The sequence below is a fragment of the Aureivirga marina genome (assembly GCF_015767265.1).
GTDB lineage: Bacteria > Bacteroidota > Bacteroidia > Flavobacteriales > Flavobacteriaceae > Aureivirga > Aureivirga marina.
Genome location: NZ_JADPIB010000003.1, coordinates 90,456 through 109,465 on the forward strand (window position 1 = coordinate 90,456; position 19,010 = coordinate 109,465).

Genomic DNA, 19,010 nt, shown 5'->3' on the forward strand with positions numbered 1-19,010 from the left:
TATGAAAATTATAAGATTGAAAAAATCAAAATTAAAATAGTAACTTTGCAGCACCTTTTCCAAAATTCGATGTGAGCTATTGAATAATTTATTAAAATCGATAAAAAGATTAAAAAAATGTATAGCAATATAAAAACAATCGCATTTGACGCAGACGATACACTTTGGATAAATGAAACTTATTTTAGAGAAGCGGAAGCAGAATTTTGTGAGCTTTTAAAAGACTATGGCGATAAAGAAGAGATTGATACAAAACTTTTCAATACAGAAATTCAAAATTTAGAACTTTACGGCTATGGAATCAAAGGGTTCTCTCTTTCGATGATGGAATGTGCTTTGGAAATTACAAATAACCAGGTTCCACATAATATCATGGAAAGAATTATTCAAATCGGAAAAGATATGTTGAATAAACCTGTGATTTTACTTGAAAATGTGGAACAAGTTCTAAAAACATTACATGAAAAAGGAATGCGCTTGGTTTTAGCGACAAAAGGTGATTTATTAGATCAGGAAAGAAAGTTAGAAAAATCTGGTTTAGATAAATATTTTCATCATATTGAAGTGATGAGTGATAAAAAAGAGAAAGATTATACAAAATTAATTAAGCATTTAGATATTGAGCCAGAAGAATTTTTAATGATTGGAAATTCTTTACGTTCTGATGTGCTTCCTGTTTTAAAACTTGGAGCAAAAGCAATTTATGTTCCTTTTCATACAACTTGGCAACATGAAGTTGTTCATGATGTAGAAGATGAAAATTTTGAAGAGTTAGAAGGAATTTTAGATCTTTTTAATGTTTTAAAAGTATGAAAAGAGAAATTGATATAGAAAATTGGAATCGAAAAGAACATTTTGAGTTTTTTACAAGTTATGATGATCCATTCTATGGAGTTGTAACGGAAATTGATTGTTCAATTGCAAAAAAATATGCAAAAATAAATGGTTTTTCATTTTTTGCTTTTTATCTATATAAATCTTTAAAAGCAGCAAATTCTGTTGAAGAATTTAGATACAGAATCGAAGATGGAAAAGTGTTTTGTTATGATAAAATTCATGCAGGTTCAACAATTGGAAGACAAGATGGAACTTTTGGATTTTCTTTTGTAGCTTATCAAGAAGAATTTTCTGTTTTTTTAGAAGATTTAAAGAAAGAAATTGATGCTGTTGCAAATTCTACAGGAATTCGATTTAATGAAGAAGCAAAAAGAATGGATGCAATTCATTATTCAACGCTACCTTGGAATAAATTTACTGGATTAACACACGCAAAGAATTTTAAATTTAAATCGAGCAATCCAAAAATAACTTTTGGTAAAATTTTCGAAAGAGAAGGGAAATGGTTTTTGCCAATTTCTGTAGATGTACATCACGGATTAGTTGATGGCTTACATATTTCAAGATTTTTGGAAAAATTTCAAGAATTGATGAATCAAGAAAATATTTAATAGGAGGGAACGAAAAAGTTCCCTTTTTTATTTCAAAAAAAAACCTAGACTTTAAAATCAGTCTAGGCAGGGTAAATCATAGATTACGTTACTAATTATGATAAATATTTAGTAAGTGGCACATCAACAATTTGATAATGTGATTCGTGTTTTACCACTTCTCCGTCTTTTATAATTAACATTTGTGGAGATTGGTGAATTACTTGAAATATTTCTGCAATTGCATTTGACACACTTCTATGTGCTAATAAATCAAGAAAATAAAAATCTGTTTCTTTATAGTCAGACATCAATCTCTCAAATTGTCTTAATACTCCACGACTAACACCACAACGTGTGCTATGCTTAAAAATGACAACTGGTTTTTCTTTCGAAATTTCTTTTATTTCACTTAATGTTTTTAAATCTTTTAATTCAATCCATTGTGAAACAGAATTCTTTGTATTTATATCATTTTCTGGAGTTCCGAATAGTTTTCCAAAAATTCCCATATTTCTAATTTGCTATTTTGGTCGGCAAATGTATTCAAAAATTACAGAACTACTATTTTTTTCTAGGATTAATATCGTAAAAATGTGAAAATTATATTTTAATCAAAATGATTTTATGAATCTTCTTCATCTCTTTCTAATTCTTCAAAATGTTTTTGTATTTTCCAATCAGATACTTTTTCTATTCTTTTAATTCGATTGGATAACTCTGGATTATAAGAGCACCTTTCTTTTGAGAAACCAATCCAATCTGGAAAAAATAATTTTGCAGTATGGAACATAATCACATTAAAAGTTTTGGTTTTAAGTTCTTCTTTTGGATATGTAACAAGGTCTTTTCTGTGAAGACAAATAAAAATGAATGGATGATAAAGTTCTCTTAAATCTCGTCTATCGGTTAAACCTTCATCATTCCAATGTATTCCACCACGAATCCAATCGTACTCTAATTTTGGATTTTCAATTGTCGATTCTTTAGGTAATTTGTTTCTATATTTTAAAAAGAAAAATGTATTATAGAAGAATAAAAAAAAATGTTCAAAGAAATTTCTCATTAGCTTTTTGGTTTTCGTAAAAGTACATAAAAGAGAGGTGTTTTTTCTTTTCAATCATAAAAATCATAATTTTATTTTTAGCTTACCTCAAATTATTTCACTTCCTTTTTAAAGTATCTGTAAATTTTTCATTCGATAAGAAAATTTAAAGTCATTTTGTCATAAAATTAACGAATATACAAGACAAATTGACTTGTTTAGTTTGTAATTTTAAGTAGGAATACTATTTGACTAAGCTGATTCGAATAAAAACACAGACTATGAATTTTAATAATTATACAATCAAATCACAAGAAGCTATTCAAAGAGCGCAATTATTGACGCAAGAGAATGGCCAACAACAAATAGAAAATGCACATATTCTAAAAGCAATTTTAGAAGTTGATGAAAATGTAACAACATTTTTATTTAAAAAATTAAATGTAAACGTTACACTTTTAAATCAAATATTAGATAATACAATTCAAAATTATCCGAAAGTTTCTGGAGGGCAAGTAATGCTTTCTAGAGAAGCAAATAAAACCTTGACAGAAGCTTCGATAATCGCTAAAAAAATGAACGATGAGTTTGTAACAATTGAACATTTAATTTTAGCAATTTTAGATACAAAAGACACAACTTCACAGATTTTAAAAGATCAAGGAGTTACAAAAAAAGACTTAGAAGCTGCAATTCAAGAATTACGTAAAGGTTCGAATGTACATTCACAAAGTGCAGAAGAATCGTATAATTCTCTAAGTAAATATGCTAAAAATCTGAATCAACTTGCACTTGATGGAAAATTAGATCCAGTAATTGGAAGAGATGAAGAAATTCGTAGAATTTTACAAATTCTTTCCAGAAGAACAAAAAATAATCCGATGTTAATTGGAGAACCAGGAGTTGGTAAAACAGCAATTGCAGAAGGATTAGCACATCGAATTGTAAAAGGAGATGTTCCTGAAAATTTAAAGAATAAGCAAATTTATTCTTTAGATATGGGAGCTTTGATTGCTGGAGCAAAATATAAAGGAGAATTTGAAGAACGTCTGAAAGCTGTTGTAAAAGAAGTTACTTCCGCAGAAGGTGATATTGTTCTTTTCATTGACGAGATTCACACTTTAGTTGGAGCAGGAGGTGGACAAGGAGCGATGGATGCTGCGAATATTTTAAAGCCAGCTTTAGCAAGAGGAGAATTGAGAGCAATTGGAGCAACAACTTTGGATGAATATCAAAAATATTTTGAAAAAGATAAAGCACTTGAAAGACGTTTTCAGAAAGTTACAGTAGATGAACCAGATGTGGAAAGTGCGATTTCAATTTTGAGAGGAATTAAAGATAAATATGAAACACATCATAAAGTTCGAATTAAAGATGAAGCAATTATTGCTGCTGTTGAACTTTCACAAAGATATATTACAAATCGATTTTTACCAGATAAAGCGATTGATTTGATGGATGAATCTGCTGCAAAAATGCGAATGGAAATTAATTCAAAACCAGAAGAATTAGATGTTCTAGATCGTAAAATTATGCAGATTGAGATTGAAATTGAAGCAATCAAAAGAGAAAATGATTCGAAAAAGCTTTCTAGTTTACAAGAAGAATTAGCAAACATTAAAGAAAAGCGTAATGAAATAAACGCAAAATGGAAAAGTGAGAAAGATGTAATTGATCAAGTTCAGGCTGCAAAAGAAGAAATTGAACATTACAAATTAGAAGCTGAAAGAGCGGAGCGTGAAGGAAATTATGGTAAGGTTGCTGAGTTACGATATGGAAAGATTAAAGATGAGCAAGAAAAGTTAGAAAAACTGCAAAAAGAACTTCAAGAAAATCAAGGAAAATCATTGATTAAAGAAGAAGTTACAGCAGATGATATTGCTGAGGTTGTTGCAAAATGGACAGGAATTCCTGTACAGAAAATGCTACAAAGTGAGCGAGAAAAACTTTTAAATTTAGAAGTAGAATTACATAAACGAGTAGTTGGACAAGAAGAAGCAATTATAGCTGTTTCAGATGCAGTTCGTCGTTCAAGAGCTGGATTACAAGATAATAAGCGTCCAATTGGTTCTTTCTTATTTCTAGGAACAACAGGAGTTGGAAAAACAGAACTTGCTAAAGCTTTGGCAGAATATCTTTTCGATGATGAAAATGCATTGACAAGAATTGATATGAGTGAATATCAAGAAAGACATGCAGTGAGTAGATTGGTTGGAGCACCTCCAGGATATGTTGGATATGATGAAGGTGGACAATTAACAGAAGCAGTTCGTAGAAAGCCATATTCTGTAGTTCTTTTAGATGAGATAGAAAAAGCACATCCTGATACATTTAATATTTTATTACAAGTCTTAGATGAAGGGCGATTAACTGATAATAAAGGACGATTAGCAGATTTCAGAAACACGATTATCATTATGACATCGAATATGGGAGCTGAAATTATTCAAGAAAATTTTGAAGATTTAGATATGAATAAGCGTGAAGCTGTTACAGAATCTACAAAAATTGAAGTTATTGGTTTATTAAAACAGCGTATTCGTCCAGAATTCTTAAATAGAATTGATGAGGTAATTATGTTTACACCATTAAATGAGCACGAAATTTCTGAGATAGTTGGATTACAATTAAAAGGAGTTTCGAAACTTTTAGCGCAGAAAAATATTAAATTGGAAGTAAGTGATGAAGCTTTAAAATCACTTTCAGCAAAAGGATTTGATCCGCAATATGGAGCAAGACCAGTAAAACGAGTTATACAAAGAGAAGTTTTAAATGAACTTTCCAAAGAAATTTTAGCAGGGAAAGTTAGAGGAGAAAGTAAAATAATGTTAGATGCTTTCGATGACAAGTTAGTATTTAGAAATGTTTAAGTTATAGTTTAAAGTTTGGTACATACAAAAAGAGGTTTTCTGTAATTTGAAAACCTCTTTTTATTTTTAATATTAAACCTGAACCAAATCAACATTTAGTGGAAATCCATCAAAGTTTGAAAATAGACTATTTTCTGGTAAAGTATGATCCTGTCTAGAATTTCTTGGTAATCCCATTACTTGCCTAGAATCTTTATTAGCAATAAAAGCATGAAGTTCTTTATCCGTATATTTCCATGCATAAATAGATGATTGATGAACACTTAGAAATGGTTTATCTTTAAAAATATGACCATCTCTAGAACTTTGATCCATATAATAGTGAGTTCCTTTAACTTTGTAATAATAAGCTTCTGAATTCCCATTTTTGTAATCCTCCTGTTCAAAAATAACAGCTTTATCTTCACTAACTCCTCCAATAAATCGGTCATTTACTAATCCTACATAACCATAAGAACTTCCATCTTGCTTAGTTAATTTTAATTTTACTGTATTCATAATTTTGATTTTTAATTTAATAATAATGTAAAGTTCCGAGGATTTATAGATTTATTTATACCATAAAAGAGGTAAAATTTTAGAATACCATGAAGTAGGTAGAAATAAAAAAGCTACTAGAATTAACTAGTAGCTTTTGATCCATTATTATAAAACAAAAACTTAATTGATCTCAAAATTCTTTGTAAATAAACCTGTAAGAGATTTCATTCCGTCTTCATTAGGTTTAATTTTATTTACTATTTGAGTGATTTTCCCAATATTCATATCGTTACCAATAACTCTAGCAACTAATAAACCTTTTTCTTTGTCATAACCATAAACAATAACTTCATCTATAGCGTCATCTTTCCCTTGAAAATAAACATCGAAGCTACCAAATTTTGAATTTGATTTTATTAAAGGCTTGTACTTATTTTCATCTTTGAAAATCGTATTTAATTTACTTTTTGAAGAATCATATAATTCTTCATTTTTATTATTTTCATTTTGTAAAGCCAATACATTGATTTTACGAAATGATTCAATCGTTTTTTTGTCTTCAGGAGTCATATCATCAGACAAATTAATTAAAGTACTTGATGGAACATCAAGTACTATAAAGTTTTCGTTATTTTGGTTTTCCACAAAAAACTTTTGCAAGCTAGGTTTTGAGTCACAAGAGATAATTGTGAAAGCCAATACAAAGATCCATATAAAATTTCCGACTAATCTTTTCATTATTTTTTATTTAGGTTTTTTAAATGTTCTCCTCCAGAAATGTTCATTTGATTTGTAAGTTTTGCAACTGATTTTAAATCAATGTCACCTTCTAAAGAAAGAATTACTGTTTCTTTATCCGATTTTGGATTAGAATTCGTAACAAACATAAAAAGTTCTTTTACATGATCAGAATCTTTTCCTTCCGCAAAATAAAATTTAACTTGAACATCCTTTTCATCAATTCTCATTAATTCTTTTAATTTTGTATTTGCTAAGAATTTATCCACTTCCAATTTCATATCTTTTGAAATCACTGGATCATCTGTTGTATACACTTTTAAAGCTTTGATTCCAGAAATTAAATCTGCATATTCTTTTCCTTCAGAACTTTCAGAAGAAATTTCTTTCATTAATTTAAACATGTGTTCTGTTACTACAACTTTTGTAATATCTGGGTTGTCATCAAATTTTGAAAATAAATTTGATTGACCAAATGTGATTCCTGATATAAATAATATTGCTATTAAAACTAATTTTTTCATTTTTTTACTGTTTTGGATTTTTAAAAATTTTACTTTGGTTTTGCTCAATTGATTCTATATGAACAATTGCTGCATAAGTTCCTTTATTCAAGTTTGTCGAAATGAGCTTCAATGCCTCTTGTGTTTGTGCAAAAGCTTCTTGCGCTTCATATTCTTTCTTCTTTTGAATAAAAGTGTAAACGGAAACAAATAGTATCAACATTGCTGCCACACTCAACCATTTCCATCTCGTTTCCTTATTTTCATTAGTGTTTAGACGAATGTTCTGTGTGAAATTATCATTTTTACTTTCTTCAAAATAATTAAACAATGGCTTGTATTCTTGTAAATGAGGAGGAATCTCGTCATTAGTAAAATACAATCGTAATTGTTTTTCTTCCTGAATTGTTGTTTCTGCGTTTAGGTATTTTTCCAACAACTTTTCTATGTTAGCTAACTCCATAATTGTGTTGTTTTAAAAGTTCTTCTCTGATTGTTTTTCTTGCTCTTGATAATGAAACTCGTATTGCTGTTTGTTTGATGTTTAACATTTCTTCAATTTCGTGAAACTCGTATTGTTCGATATCTCTTAATTGGATGATTAATTTTTGTTGTTCAGGTAAATTCTCTATTATTTCATGAACTTTGGAAACAGAGTCTTTCGCTTCTATTTTCTTATCTAAAGACGTTTCTTTTTCCTTATAATTACTATGAACTAATTTTAAATTTCCTGCTTGTTTTGATTTTAGCCTATCCAAACAATAGTTTTTCGTCACGGTCATTGCGAATGCTTCTAAATTTTTATACTTAGAAATACTTTTCTTATTCTTCCAAAGTTTTAAGAATAATTCTTGGGTAGCATCTTCTGCTTCTTCTGTAGAAACTAGCATTCTTTTTGCTACTCTAAAAACCTTATCTTTAAAAGGCATCACTAATTTTAAAAATTCACTTTGTTTCATTTTATAAAGCATTATTTTAACACTGCAAATACAATATAACGACGAGGATTGCGATTATTTGTTACAGAGTAATTTAATTTTTTTTTAAATTGCGAGAAATGTAGAATATATAAGTGAAGAAATAATGAAGAAAATTAGTTTATTAATGAGTTTGGTATTGCTGTTTATTTCAGCAAGTTGTAGTGATGATGACTCTTCGAATAACTCTGGAAATGTTCCTCAAAATTTAGAGGTTCAAAATTTTATTTGGAAAGGTTTAAATACGTATTATTTTTGGAAAGATCAAGTTCCTAATTTAGCAAATGATCGTTTTTCAAGTCAAGATGAATTAAATAATTTTATCGCAAATTATCAACCTGATCCACTTTTTGAATCGTTATTATATCAAAGAAATGTAACGGACAAATGGTCTTGGATTGTAGATGATTATGTTGCACTTGAAAAATCATTTCAAGGAGTAACAAAATCAAATGGAATGGAATTCCGTTTATATAGATTTAAAGATTCGCCTTCTCAAGTTTATGGTGAAGTTATTTATGTTATACCAAATTCAGATGCAAAAGCAAAAGGAATCACAAGAGGTGATATTTTTACAAAAGTAAATGGAACTGGAATTACAGAATCTAATTATAGAGATTTATTATTCTCTTCGGATTCGTACACTATTAGTTTGGCAAATTATAATGGTGGAAATCCAGTTGAAAATGGAACTACAAAAGATTTAGTAAAAACAGAATTAGATGAAAATCCTGTATTTATTAATGAAGTAATCGAACAATCTGGAAAAAAGATTGGTTATTTAATGTATAATGGATTTGTTAGCTCATATGATAAAGAGTTAAATAATGCTTTCGGTCAATTAAAAGCAGAAGGCGTAACAGATTTAATTATCGATTTAAGATATAATGGTGGAGGTTCTGTTAGAACTGCTACATATTTATCTAGTATGGTAACAGGACAATTTACAGGACAAGTTGCAAGTAAAGAAAAATGGAATGCAGAAGTACAAGATTATTTTGTAAATAACAATCCAGGAACTTTAGAAAATCATTTTGTTAGTTCAATGACAGATGGAACTGCAATTCAAAGTTTACAATTAGATAATTTATATGTAATTACGACTAATAATACAGCTTCTGCTAGTGAATTATTAATTAATTCTCTTTTACCATATATTAATGTAAAAACAATTGGACAAACTACAAGTGGAAAATACGTAGGTTCTATTACAATTTACGATTCTACGAATTTTGGTAGAGAAGGAGCTAACCCAAATCATACTTGGGCAATGCAACCAATTGTTCTTTCTATTGAAAATAAAAATGGTGTAAATTTCCCACAAGGAATTGCTCCAACGGAACAAATTGGTGAGCAATCAGGAAATTTAGGAGTTTTAGGTGATGAAAATGAACCATTGTTAAATGCTGCTTTAGGTTTAATTACTGGATCAAGTAGTGCAACTTCAAGAGTTTTCCAATCAACTGACTTTAATGAAGAATTTGATTTATCTAAAACACATGCACCAAATTTTGGTAGAATGTACATTGATTATAAAACAGCGAGATAAATTATTAATATTCAATTATAATATGAAAAGGCTTAAAGTTTACTCTTTAAGCTTTTTTATTTTCTAAATTAAAAGGTTTTAAAAGAAATACATAAAACAAAAAAAGGATTCCGTTTTTGGAATCCTTTTTTTGTAGGGTGAAAGACCGGTTTCGAACCGGCGACCTCCGGAACCACAATCCGGCGCTCTAACCAGCTGAGCTACAATCACCATGTTAAAACAAAAAGCTTAGGGTGAAAGACCGGTTTCGAACCGGCGACCTCCGGAACCACAATCCGGCGCTCTAACCAGCTGAGCTACAATCACCATTTTACTTGTTATAGCGTTTTGTTTTAACGGGTGCAAATATACGTCTTTAGTTGATATTTGCAAGGGTTTTCGTAAAAAATATTTTTATTTTTTTTAATAAATTTTTTAACTGATTGATAAATAATAGTATAAAAAATTAATTTTTTGGTGCTTTATTCATATGTTTAAATCTTTTGTGTGTCCAAAAGTAATATTCCGGCTTATTTCTAATTTGTTTCTCTAAAAGTGAAATATATGTATCAGTGATTTTAAAATTTTCTACTGAATTTGGTTCTTCTGTGATAGTTTTAAAAGTTGCTTCATAATATCCTCTTTTAATTTTTTCCACATTAATATAAACTACTGCAAAGTCATATTTTTTAGCCATAACTTCTGTTCCAACAAAAATTGGAACTTTTACTCCTAGAAAAGTAGACCAGTAATTTGCTTTTTTCAATTGTGGAGATTGATCACTTAATAAACCATAAATAGATAAAATATTATTTTCGAAATTATCTTGTACTTTTCTCTTAATTCTTGTTGAAGGAACTAAGTTTGTATTAAATCTTCCTCTTGTATTTTTAATTGCTTTGTCAAAATATGGATTTCCAATTTTTGTATAAGCAGCAAAACCTTCAAAATCTAAAAAACGAGCCAAATGAGCCATCCATTCCCAATTTGCATAATGAGAACCCATGACAATAACAGTTTTGTTCTTTTTTTCTAATTCTTTTAAAAGTTCAATGTTTTTAAATTTATAGCGTTTGTTGATTTCTTTTCCAGAAATAGTGAATGTTTTCATCATTTCTAAAAAAATATCTACAAAGTGGCTGTAGAACTTTTTTTCTATGTTTTTTAATTCTTTATGTGATTTTTCAGGAAAAGCTAATTTTAAATTATTAAAAACAACTTTTTTTCTATATCCAATTACATAATAAAGTAAAAAGAACAAAACGTCTGATAATAAATATAATAAAGGAAATGGCAAAATGGAAATAAGCCAAATAATCGGGTAAACTAAGATAAATACTATTAATTGCATAACTTTAAAAATATGCAAATATCGGATATAATTTTATCTTTGATAAAAAAAGAAGAAAAAATATGAACAAAATTGTATTAGGAATTATTGTTTTAAATGTATTAGTGTCGTGGAAAGGTTTTGGAGATAGACATTTTTTTGATCGTTATAAATTCCAAGTAGGACCAATTTTACAAGGGGAAAAGTTTCGAATGTTTTCGTCTGGATTCTTACATGCAGATTGGATACATTTATTCTTTAATATGTATGCACTTTATTTATTTTCAGAAAATGTAATCTATAATTTAAATATCTGGAACTTTTTATTGATTTATGTTGGAAGTTTATTTGTTGGAAGTATGTTGTCTTTATATTATCATAAACATGATTATTATTATAGCGCAATTGGTGCTTCAGGAGCTGTTTCAGGAGTTTTATACTCAGCTATTTTGCTTTCGCCAGAAATGAAATTACTAATTTTCCCTTTACCAATTCCACTTCCAGCTTATGTTTTTGGAATTTTATATTTATTATACACAATTTATGGAATGAAAAAGCAATTAGGTAATATTGGACATGACGCACATCTTGGAGGAGCTGTTACAGGTTTTGTTTTAACTTTAATGATGCAACCTTCTTTGTTTATTACTGAAAAATGGCTTGTAATCGGTTTAGCACTTCCTTTAATTATACTTTTCATTTTTGAGAAAAAAATTAGATGATAAAATCTAGAAATATTATAATAGAAACCAAAATTTGTATAATTCAAAAACCACTATTTGAAAGAACTTTGTCATAAACTATAAAATAATAGAAAATGGCAAAGAAATGGAACACAGAAAATATCCCAAGTCAAATGGGAAAAACTTTTGTTATTACAGGAGCGAATAGTGGATTAGGCTTTGGGACGACTAAAGAACTTGCTAAAAAAGATGCTAGAATCGTTATGGCAGTAAGAAACCTTGAAAAAGGTAAAAGAGCTGTACAGAAGATTAAAAAAGAAGTTCCAAATGCAAATTTAGATTTGATGAAATTGGATTTAGGCGATTTGGTTTCTATTAAAAATTTTTCTCATGAATTCCTTCGAAAATATCAAGAATTACATGTGTTAATTAATAATGCTGGAGTGATGATGCCAAATTCAAAAAAACAAACAAAACAAGGTTTTGAATTGCAGTTTGGTACAAATCACATCGGACATTTTACCTTGACTAAATATTTATTTCCAATTTTAAATAAAACACCAAATTCAAGAATTGTAACTTTAAGTAGTTTGGTTGCAAAAATGAAAAAAGCAGATATTTATTGGAATGATCTGCATTGGGAGAAGTCTTATGATAAAATGGCTTCTTATGCGCAAAGTAAATTATCTAATATGATGTTTGGAATAGAATTGGATAAATTATTAAAAGAAAAGAAAAGTCATGTGAAATCTGTTCTTGCACATCCAGGTTATACTGCAACAAATTTGCAACAACATATGGGGTTTCAGGGAATTGTGATGAATTTTTTAATGGCTCAAAAAATAGAAATGGGAATTTTACCTTCTCTAAGAGCTGCAACTGATACTAATGTAAAAGGTGGTGAATATTATGGGCCAGAAAAAATGTCAAATTGGAGAGGATTTCCTGTTTTGAATGAAATAAATGTAATGGCTAATAATAGAGAAATTACGAAAAAGCTTTGGGGAAAAACAGAAGAATTTTCAGGAATTAAATTTGAAATATAATGAAAGATATTTTGCATATAAAATCTGTGAGTGAGTTGGCGAAAACTTCAAATTTAAAAGAAGCACAGCATCCTTTGATTTTAGTTATAGATTTGTCTGAAATTGAATTCACTGAAGAAATGATTCATAAAAAAGTTGTTTCAGATTTATATGTAATTTCTTTAAAAATAAAATCACCAAAAGGATTTTCTTATGGAAGAAGTTTTATTGATTTTCAAGAAGGAAGTTTATATGGAATGGCTCCAGGACAATCTTTTGCTTATGATAGAATTTCAAAAAAAGGAGATTTTAATGGTTGGGCAATTTATTTTCATCCTAATTTATTATTCAAGTCAAATTTAATGGAGAAAATTCATGAATATGCTTTTTTTGAATATGAAACAGATGAAGCTTTGCATCTTTCCATGAAAGAAAAAGAAAGTATAACTTCAATTATGAAGAAAATTAAAGAGGAAAGTGAATTAAATACAGATGAATTTAGTAATGACATTATTGTTTCAAATATTGAATTACTATTAAATTATATTAAGAGATATTATAATCGTCAATTTCTTACGAGAACTTCTATTTCTAAAGATATAGTGACGCGATTTGAAAGTGAATTAAAGAAATTTTTTAAAGAAGAAAATTTAGAAACAAAAGGAATTCCAAATGTGCGTTATTTCTCTGATAAATTACATCTTTCTTCCAGTTATTTAAGTGATTTATTAAAAAAAGAAACAGGAAAAAATATTCAAGAATATATTCATTATCAATTGATAGAAAAAGCAAAATATTTGTTGTTGAATTCGAATAATTCTGTGACAGAAATTGCGTATCAACTGGGATTTGAATATCCACCATATTTTAGTAGACTTTTCAAGAAAAAACTTGGAATAACTCCAACAAAATTTCGTGAAAATTTGAATTAAATAAAAAGCAGAATCGACTTTCCTAAAATCAATTCTGCTTTTTATATTATTCTCTAAGTATATTTTAATTTTAAAACTTTTAAATATGTGTAATTTCCAATAAACCCACCTATAAATAAAGAAGAAATTATATTAAAAAGATTTGGTGATGGATGCCCATTTTCACCTGGAAATGTTCCGTAAAATAATTTCATAAAAGAATTCATTTCATTTGTGTGATAAAAGCACGGATCTGGAATTAATAAATTATAGATAATCCCATAACTTATAAAAAATGAAATTCCAGCAAAAACGATTATAAAAATGATTCTAATCCATCTTTTTCTTTTCATATTATTTTATTTTTCAGCAATAAAAAATAATTCTTTTCCTAATCTTGGTTTTATAGAATTATAACATTTTTCCATTTTTACAGCAGAAAAATGTGTGTTAAAAAGAGAAAGATATTCCTCTTTATTTCCACCAAATGGAGGAGAAGTATGTTCTTCAAAAGTATTAAAAAGTAAACCTATAATTTTTCCATTTTTAGAAAGAAGATCATGCATTTTCTCAATATAATTAACTCTTAATTCAGGATTTAAAGCACAAAAAAATGTTTGTTCAATAATTAAATCAAAAGAATTTTCATATTGAAAAAGATCAGATTGAATAATATGTTTTTTTGGAAAAGTAGGATGTTTTTCTTTAAAATTGTCCAATGGATTTTTTGCAATATCTAAAATATGAACATTTGTAAATCCATTTTCATGTAAAAAAGCTGCTTCATGAGCATTTCCAGCACCAGGAATTAAAATTTTAATATCTTTATTTTTCAATTGTAAAACATATTCCTTTATTGGTGTTGAAACATGGCCAATATCCCAACCAATTTCATTTTCTTCATATCGGTTTTCCCAATATTCTTTATTCAGTTCCATGATTTTCTTCTATATATGTATCATCTGTATATTCGTCAATATCTCTTCGATCTTTTTTCGTCGGTCTTCCAGTTCCTTTTTTACGATAATAATCTTTTGAATATTTCAGAAGTTCTAAATGTTCAAACTCTTCTTTTGGAGTAATATCTTTTCTGTATAAATCAACCAATTTTGCCCCAACACGATTTGGTGGAATGTCCATGACAATTATTTGGTAGTTTATTTGGTTTTTTCTAACGATGATTTTTTCTGTTCCAAACACTTCTTTTGAAGGTTTTACATTCGAACCTTCAATCTTTACATGTCCTTTTTTACAAGCATCTGTAGCAATTGAACGTGTCTTAAACATACGAATACACCACAAATATTTATCTATTCTCATACAATAATCTAAATTTTTTCGTTTGTCTTTTAACAAAGGTATGAAAATTGTATCTTGCGGACTTAAATTTGTATTAAAATGAAATTAAAAAGAATCGTATTAGCATTGTTTGCTACCCTTTCTATTATTGCATGTAAAAGCGATGATGATGGATTTAATCATGCTGCGCAAGCAATTACAGATGATGAAGATATTGTAGATTATTTAAAGACACATTACTTAGACACAACTGATGATGAAATTAAGGATATAGATGGAAGTCAAACGCCTCTTTTTGATCAGATGTTGGAGAAAAAAGTTTTAAGAAATAATATTGAATATACACTTTATTATTATGTAGAAAATGAAGGTGTAACTATTTCTCCTACACCAGTAGATTCTGTTTTAGTAAATTATAAAGGAAGTTTGTTAAACGGAGATGTTTTTGAAGAAAGAAAAAACGATATTTGGTTAACATTAAACAGTGTAATTGCAGGTTGGGCTCATGGATTACCAAACTTTAAAGGAGGAATTTTACAAACGAATGATGATGGAACTTTCGATTATGTTGATAATGGAAAAGGAATTATTGTAATGCCTTCTGGATTAGGATATGGAACAAGCGCTGGAGGTTTAATTCCTGCAAATTCTCCTTTAGTTTTCCAAGTTAATCTAGATGATGTGAATATTACAGATACGGATGGAGATGGATTATTAAGTAAATTCGAAGATCCAAATGGTGATGGTGAGTATGATGATGATACGGATAATGATAATTTCTTGAATTTCTTAGATGGAGATGATGATAATGATGGGATTTTAACAAAATATGAAAATGCAGATCCAAATGGTGATGGTAATCCAAGTGATGCTATTGATACAGATGGTGATGGAATTCCAAATTATTTAGATCCAGATGATGATAATGATGGAAAAGAAACGATTAGAGAAAATGCAGATGAAAATCGTGATGGAAATCCAGATGATGCAAGAGATTCGGATAATGATGGAACTCCAGATTATTTAGATAATAACTAGAATTAAGATATAAAAAAAACTGAAAAGGCTGATTTTTAAATCAGCCTTTTTTTGTTTAAAATATGATATTTGTTTGTATTATAATTAACTTAATTATATATATTTGGATATAATTATAGAAAATATGTTAAAAATTTAATATTAAGGCGAAAAAAATATTATGAGTGATGATTTAAAAAGAAGAGGACCAGAAGATCCAAAAAAAATTAATGTAAATCAACCTTGGGAATTGAATTACTGGGCTAATAAATTTAACGTTTCTCAAAGTCAAATTGAAAAGGCCGTTGAAGAAGTTGGTGTTTTTGCTGATGAAGTGAAAAAACATCTTCAGAAGTAAAACTTTATTCAATGAGAAGAAATAATATTTTATCTTGAGATATTATTTCTTCTCATTGAATATTTAATTTTCGATATGCTTTAGGAGTTACTGTTGTTTGATTTTTAAAAAATCTTATAAAATGTGTTGTTTCACTAAATCCTAATTTAAAAGAAATTTCTGCTATATCGTCTAAAGTATAAATCAACATTTTTTTTGCTTCGTTTAGAACAAATTCTTGAATAATTTGTTTTGCACTTTTTTGCACAATTCGTTGGCAAATTTCGTTCAAATAATTTGGTTCAATATGAAGTTGTTCAGCATAAAATTTTACTTTTTTTTGAATGATATAACTATTTTTAATTAAGTTTTGAAACTCTCTATATTTTAGTTCAACTCTACTTTGTTTTTTATTTTCTTGAAGCTTTTCTTTTGCATAAATATTTTTTAATTTGAAAAGTAGTGTTAATAAGCTCGTTTGTATAATTTGATATTTATATAAACTATCACTCTTAAAATCATTGTATAATTTTAAAATAGTTTCTTTAATTTCTAAACTTTCTTGTGTTGATAAATTCAAGACGTTTTCTCTTCTAAAATCAAATAAATCATAAAATTCCTCTTCCAATTTAATTCTGGAAAAATTCAAAAAAGAAGTATCAAAAAATAATAGAAATCCTTTAACATCTCTATACCATTTCCAAGAAAAAACATGCTCAGGAGAAACGAAATAAACTGATTTATCAATAGAAATATCATCGGAAATATTCAATTTAATTTTAGAATCTAAGCTCGATTCAATAAAACTAATCTGAAAGAAATTTATCTGATACGGGGGCATAGAAGTTGGTGTATTTTCATTTACATCTTCAAATGAAAACATATGAAACGTTGAAAATGGTCTTTTAGATTTTTGATTAATTATATCCAGAAAATCTTCTATTGTATCAAATTTTATGATTTTATTCTTATTCATAAATTTCTTTTATTTAATGATACAAATATAAAACTTTGATTTTGGTTGTTTTTAAGTTTACTTTGGTTATCAACGAACTTTAGAATGAAATTAATTTTGTTTTTATAATTAAAACAACAATAAATTATGTCAAATTTAGGTAAAGTATTGATTTCAATGCAAGTAATTGCAGGACCAAAAGAAGTGGAAGAAGGAAAGCGATTGTTTGCAAGTCATGCGAAATTTATGGAAGAAACACATTATAAAGAAGGAAAATTTAAAATGATTTCTTATGATATAGCACACGGGCCTGAGTTTTTAGATCCTTTAGCTATTGAGTTAACGCCAACTGGGAATACTGTTTTTTTGATGGTTGAAATTTATGAATCGGAAGAAGGTGTTGCAGAACATTGGCGATTAGGACAAACAGTTTGGAAAGATTTTGAACCGATGATGGTATGGTTAAAAAAGTGTAATATGACTATTTTACATGGTTCCAAAGTTGTGCAATCTTTATGGTAATTTTATTTGAGATAGAATTAAAATTTAAAAAGGAAGTAACGAAAATTACTTCCTTTTTTTATAAATAATCTTGACAATAATCGATATAAATTTCCTCATCCAGACTTTCCGTCATTTTTTCTTTATGAATCTTAAAACTCCATTCGCCTAATGCTTCTAAAATCGGAATGACTTCTTTTGCTTTTTCTGTTAATGAATATTCAACTCTTGGTGGTGATTCATCAAATTTTTTACGATGTATTAATTCGTCACTTTCCATTTCTCTTAATTGTTCTGTCAACACTTTCCTTGAAATATCTGGAATTAAAAAGTGTAATTTTCCAAATCGCTGGTTCTTTTTTTGTAAATAATAAATGATATAAGGTTTCCATTTTCCGCCAATTAAATGAAAGGCATTTACAATTGGACAAGCATTTGGAATTTTCGTTTTTTTCTTTGTCATGGTTACATTTTCGTTACTACTTATTTTTCAAAAAGTAAGTCTGAATGCTGCAAAAATAAGCATTAAAGGCTACTTTTACTAAAGTTTAAAAACGAAAACACTTTATAAAAATGAATCATTTAATTATATACACACATTTTAATTCAGATAGCTTTTCTAAAGCTATTGTTACAGAAATTGAGAAAATTTTAAAAGAAAGAGGAGAAGTTTTCAAGACAATTGATTTATATGCAGATAAATTTAATCCTGTTTTTGATGAAAAAGATTTAGGTTATATGTATGGAGGAGAAGAAGCTCCAGAAGACATAAAAAAATACCAAGATTTAGTTTCTTGGGCAGATGAATTGACTTTTGTTTATCCATTATGGTGGGGACAAATGCCTGCAATGCTAAAAGGTTTTATTGATAGAGTTTTCTCTAATGGTTTTGCTTTTACTTATGATGAAAGTGGGGCAGAAGGTCTATTTAAAGATAAATCAGCAAAAGCTTTTATCAATACTGGAGCACCTTATGATTATTATAAAGAATTAGGAATGCATAAAAGTATTAAACAAGTTACAGATGAAGCAATCTTTGATTTTTGCGGAATGAAATCAGAAACTATTTTCTTTGGAAATGTAGCTTTTGGAACAAATGATGAAAGAAAGATATACTTAGAAAGTTTGCAGAATTATTATTAATAATGCTAAAAAAGACTTTGATAAATTAGTATCAAAGTCTTTTTTTTAACATTTTTATTGCATTTTATAATCCGTTGTTTATCAGATTTTTCCATTTTTGGCATAAAATCATAGGCTTTAATGTTATGAAATTGTTATGTTTTGTTAACTTAGAACTAATACTATTTTAACTTAATTTTTTAATCTTAAGTAAATTAAGAGATTTATATTTTCCGTTTTAAATAACTTAAAATAAGTAAGT

At 28.0% G+C, this 19,010-nt stretch carries 24 protein-coding genes and 2 tRNA genes; 11 read left to right on the forward strand and 15 right to left on the reverse strand.

Going from position 1 to position 19,010, the window contains the following annotated elements:
• Positions 1-117 precede the first annotated feature (117 nt).
• The gene (locus I1A51_RS07180; RefSeq protein ID WP_196892516.1) at positions 118-813 is read left to right on the forward strand and encodes an HAD family hydrolase; all 696 of its coding nucleotides are present in this window, start codon (positions 118-120) and stop codon (positions 811-813) included.
• Complete coding sequence (locus I1A51_RS07185) at positions 810-1,448, forward strand: chloramphenicol acetyltransferase (protein ID WP_196892518.1); 639 nt, start codon at positions 810-812, stop codon at positions 1,446-1,448. The genes I1A51_RS07180 and I1A51_RS07185 overlap by 4 nt, the downstream gene beginning before the upstream one ends.
• Before the next feature lie 95 nt (positions 1,449-1,543).
• On the opposite strand, the gene ytxJ is transcribed toward I1A51_RS07185, so the two are convergent.
• Together ytxJ and I1A51_RS07195 are read right to left on the reverse strand one after the other, a co-directional pair.
• Positions 1,544-1,939, reverse strand: coding sequence for a bacillithiol system redox-active protein YtxJ (ytxJ, locus tag I1A51_RS07190; RefSeq protein WP_196892520.1), 396 nt, complete (start codon positions 1,937-1,939; stop codon positions 1,544-1,546).
• A gap of 113 nt (positions 1,940-2,052) precedes the next feature.
• On the reverse strand, positions 2,053-2,493 hold the full coding sequence (locus I1A51_RS07195; protein ID WP_196892522.1) for a hypothetical protein: 441 nt from the start codon (positions 2,491-2,493) through the stop codon (positions 2,053-2,055).
• 260 nt (positions 2,494-2,753) lie between these two features.
• Between I1A51_RS07195 and clpB the strand changes: the two genes are divergently transcribed.
• Positions 2,754-5,342 (forward strand): ATP-dependent chaperone ClpB, encoded by a 2,589-nt coding sequence (gene clpB, locus I1A51_RS07200; RefSeq protein ID WP_196892523.1) that lies wholly within the window; start codon positions 2,754-2,756, stop codon positions 5,340-5,342.
• 72 nt (positions 5,343-5,414) lie between these two features.
• Here clpB and I1A51_RS07205 read toward each other — a convergent pair whose 3' ends face one another.
• The 5 genes from I1A51_RS07205 to I1A51_RS07225 all read right to left on the reverse strand — a co-directional run bounded on the left by I1A51_RS07205 (position 5,415) and on the right by I1A51_RS07225 (position 8,022).
• Entirely contained in the window at positions 5,415-5,840 is a 426-nt protein-coding gene (locus tag I1A51_RS07205) for a hypothetical protein (RefSeq protein WP_196892525.1), read from the reverse strand.
• Between the two features lie 162 nt (positions 5,841-6,002).
• The gene (locus I1A51_RS07210) at positions 6,003-6,560 is read right to left on the reverse strand and encodes a DUF4252 domain-containing protein (RefSeq protein WP_196892527.1); all 558 of its coding nucleotides are present in this window, start codon (positions 6,558-6,560) and stop codon (positions 6,003-6,005) included.
• Entirely contained in the window at positions 6,560-7,084 is a 525-nt protein-coding gene (locus tag I1A51_RS07215) for a DUF4252 domain-containing protein (RefSeq protein WP_196892529.1), read from the reverse strand. Before I1A51_RS07215 ends, I1A51_RS07210 begins: the two co-directional genes overlap by 1 nt.
• 4 nt (positions 7,085-7,088) lie before the next feature.
• A complete protein-coding gene (locus I1A51_RS07220) occupies positions 7,089-7,526 on the reverse strand; it encodes a hypothetical protein (RefSeq protein WP_196892530.1) in 438 nt (145 codons plus the stop codon).
• Positions 7,513-8,022, reverse strand: a complete 510-nt coding sequence (locus I1A51_RS07225; RefSeq protein ID WP_196892531.1) for an RNA polymerase sigma factor — start codon at positions 8,020-8,022, stop codon at positions 7,513-7,515. The genes I1A51_RS07220 and I1A51_RS07225 overlap by 14 nt, the downstream gene beginning before the upstream one ends.
• 124 nt (positions 8,023-8,146) lie before the next feature.
• Between I1A51_RS07225 and I1A51_RS07230 the strand changes: the two genes are divergently transcribed.
• Positions 8,147-9,589, forward strand: a complete 1,443-nt coding sequence (locus I1A51_RS07230) for a S41 family peptidase (RefSeq protein WP_196892532.1) — start codon at positions 8,147-8,149, stop codon at positions 9,587-9,589.
• A 135-nt stretch (positions 9,590-9,724) separates the two neighbouring features.
• On the opposite strand, the gene I1A51_RS07235 is transcribed toward I1A51_RS07230, so the two are convergent.
• The 3 genes from I1A51_RS07235 to I1A51_RS07245 form a co-directional block, all read right to left on the reverse strand.
• A tRNA-His gene (locus tag I1A51_RS07235) sits at positions 9,725-9,800 on the reverse strand.
• A gap of 20 nt (positions 9,801-9,820) precedes the next feature.
• Positions 9,821-9,896 (reverse strand) — tRNA-His (locus tag I1A51_RS07240).
• A 138-nt stretch (positions 9,897-10,034) separates the two neighbouring features.
• Positions 10,035-10,919 carry a lysophospholipid acyltransferase family protein gene (locus I1A51_RS07245; protein ID WP_196892533.1) on the reverse strand — a complete coding sequence of 295 codons (885 nt, stop codon included), beginning with the start codon at positions 10,917-10,919 and terminating at the stop codon, positions 10,035-10,037.
• 62 nt (positions 10,920-10,981) lie between these two features.
• Between I1A51_RS07245 and I1A51_RS07250 the strand changes: the two genes are divergently transcribed.
• The 3 genes from I1A51_RS07250 to I1A51_RS07260 all read left to right on the forward strand — a co-directional run bounded on the left by I1A51_RS07250 (position 10,982) and on the right by I1A51_RS07260 (position 13,538).
• Complete coding sequence (locus I1A51_RS07250) at positions 10,982-11,620, forward strand: rhomboid family intramembrane serine protease (protein WP_196892540.1); 639 nt, start codon at positions 10,982-10,984, stop codon at positions 11,618-11,620.
• Between the two features lie 95 nt (positions 11,621-11,715).
• On the forward strand, positions 11,716-12,627 hold the full coding sequence (locus I1A51_RS07255) for an oxidoreductase (RefSeq protein WP_196892542.1): 912 nt from the start codon (positions 11,716-11,718) through the stop codon (positions 12,625-12,627).
• Positions 12,627-13,538, forward strand: a complete 912-nt coding sequence (locus I1A51_RS07260) for an AraC family transcriptional regulator (RefSeq protein ID WP_196892544.1) — start codon at positions 12,627-12,629, stop codon at positions 13,536-13,538. Before I1A51_RS07255 ends, I1A51_RS07260 begins: the two co-directional genes overlap by 1 nt.
• A 53-nt stretch (positions 13,539-13,591) precedes the next feature.
• Here the strand turns inward: I1A51_RS07260 and I1A51_RS07265 are convergent, their stop codons facing one another.
• From I1A51_RS07265 to I1A51_RS07275, 3 genes are read right to left on the reverse strand one after another with little or no spacing between them, the layout of a single operon-like run.
• Complete coding sequence (locus I1A51_RS07265) at positions 13,592-13,870, reverse strand: hypothetical protein (protein ID WP_196892546.1); 279 nt, start codon at positions 13,868-13,870, stop codon at positions 13,592-13,594.
• A 6-nt stretch (positions 13,871-13,876) separates the two neighbouring features.
• On the reverse strand, positions 13,877-14,455 hold the full coding sequence (locus I1A51_RS07270; RefSeq protein ID WP_196892548.1) for a methyltransferase domain-containing protein: 579 nt from the start codon (positions 14,453-14,455) through the stop codon (positions 13,877-13,879).
• Complete coding sequence (locus tag I1A51_RS07275) at positions 14,442-14,837, reverse strand: RNA-binding S4 domain-containing protein (RefSeq protein WP_196892549.1); 396 nt, start codon at positions 14,835-14,837, stop codon at positions 14,442-14,444. Before I1A51_RS07275 ends, I1A51_RS07270 begins: the two co-directional genes overlap by 14 nt.
• A gap of 78 nt (positions 14,838-14,915) precedes the next feature.
• Between I1A51_RS07275 and I1A51_RS07280 the strand changes: the two genes are divergently transcribed.
• Complete coding sequence (locus I1A51_RS07280) at positions 14,916-15,854, forward strand: FKBP-type peptidyl-prolyl cis-trans isomerase (protein WP_196892551.1); 939 nt, start codon at positions 14,916-14,918, stop codon at positions 15,852-15,854.
• Positions 15,855-16,014: 160 nt separating this feature from the next.
• Positions 16,015-16,191 carry a DUF3606 domain-containing protein gene (locus tag I1A51_RS07285; protein WP_196892553.1) on the forward strand — a complete coding sequence of 59 codons (177 nt, stop codon included), beginning with the start codon at positions 16,015-16,017 and terminating at the stop codon, positions 16,189-16,191.
• Between the two features lie 52 nt (positions 16,192-16,243).
• On the opposite strand, the gene I1A51_RS07290 is transcribed toward I1A51_RS07285, so the two are convergent.
• The gene (locus I1A51_RS07290) at positions 16,244-17,146 is read right to left on the reverse strand and encodes a helix-turn-helix domain-containing protein (protein ID WP_196892555.1); all 903 of its coding nucleotides are present in this window, start codon (positions 17,144-17,146) and stop codon (positions 16,244-16,246) included.
• Positions 17,147-17,272: 126 nt separating this feature from the next.
• Here I1A51_RS07290 and I1A51_RS07295 point away from each other — a divergent pair, with 126 nt between their 5' ends.
• Positions 17,273-17,647, forward strand: coding sequence for a hypothetical protein (locus I1A51_RS07295; RefSeq protein WP_196892557.1), 375 nt, complete (start codon positions 17,273-17,275; stop codon positions 17,645-17,647).
• 58 nt (positions 17,648-17,705) lie between these two features.
• On the opposite strand, the gene I1A51_RS07300 is transcribed toward I1A51_RS07295, so the two are convergent.
• The gene (locus tag I1A51_RS07300; protein WP_196892559.1) at positions 17,706-18,089 is read right to left on the reverse strand and encodes a winged helix-turn-helix transcriptional regulator; all 384 of its coding nucleotides are present in this window, start codon (positions 18,087-18,089) and stop codon (positions 17,706-17,708) included.
• 110 nt (positions 18,090-18,199) lie between these two features.
• On the opposite strand from I1A51_RS07300, the gene I1A51_RS07305 reads away from it, so the two are divergent.
• Positions 18,200-18,769 carry an NAD(P)H-dependent oxidoreductase gene (locus tag I1A51_RS07305; protein WP_196892560.1) on the forward strand — a complete coding sequence of 190 codons (570 nt, stop codon included), beginning with the start codon at positions 18,200-18,202 and terminating at the stop codon, positions 18,767-18,769.
• Positions 18,770-19,010: the final 241 nt, after the last annotated feature.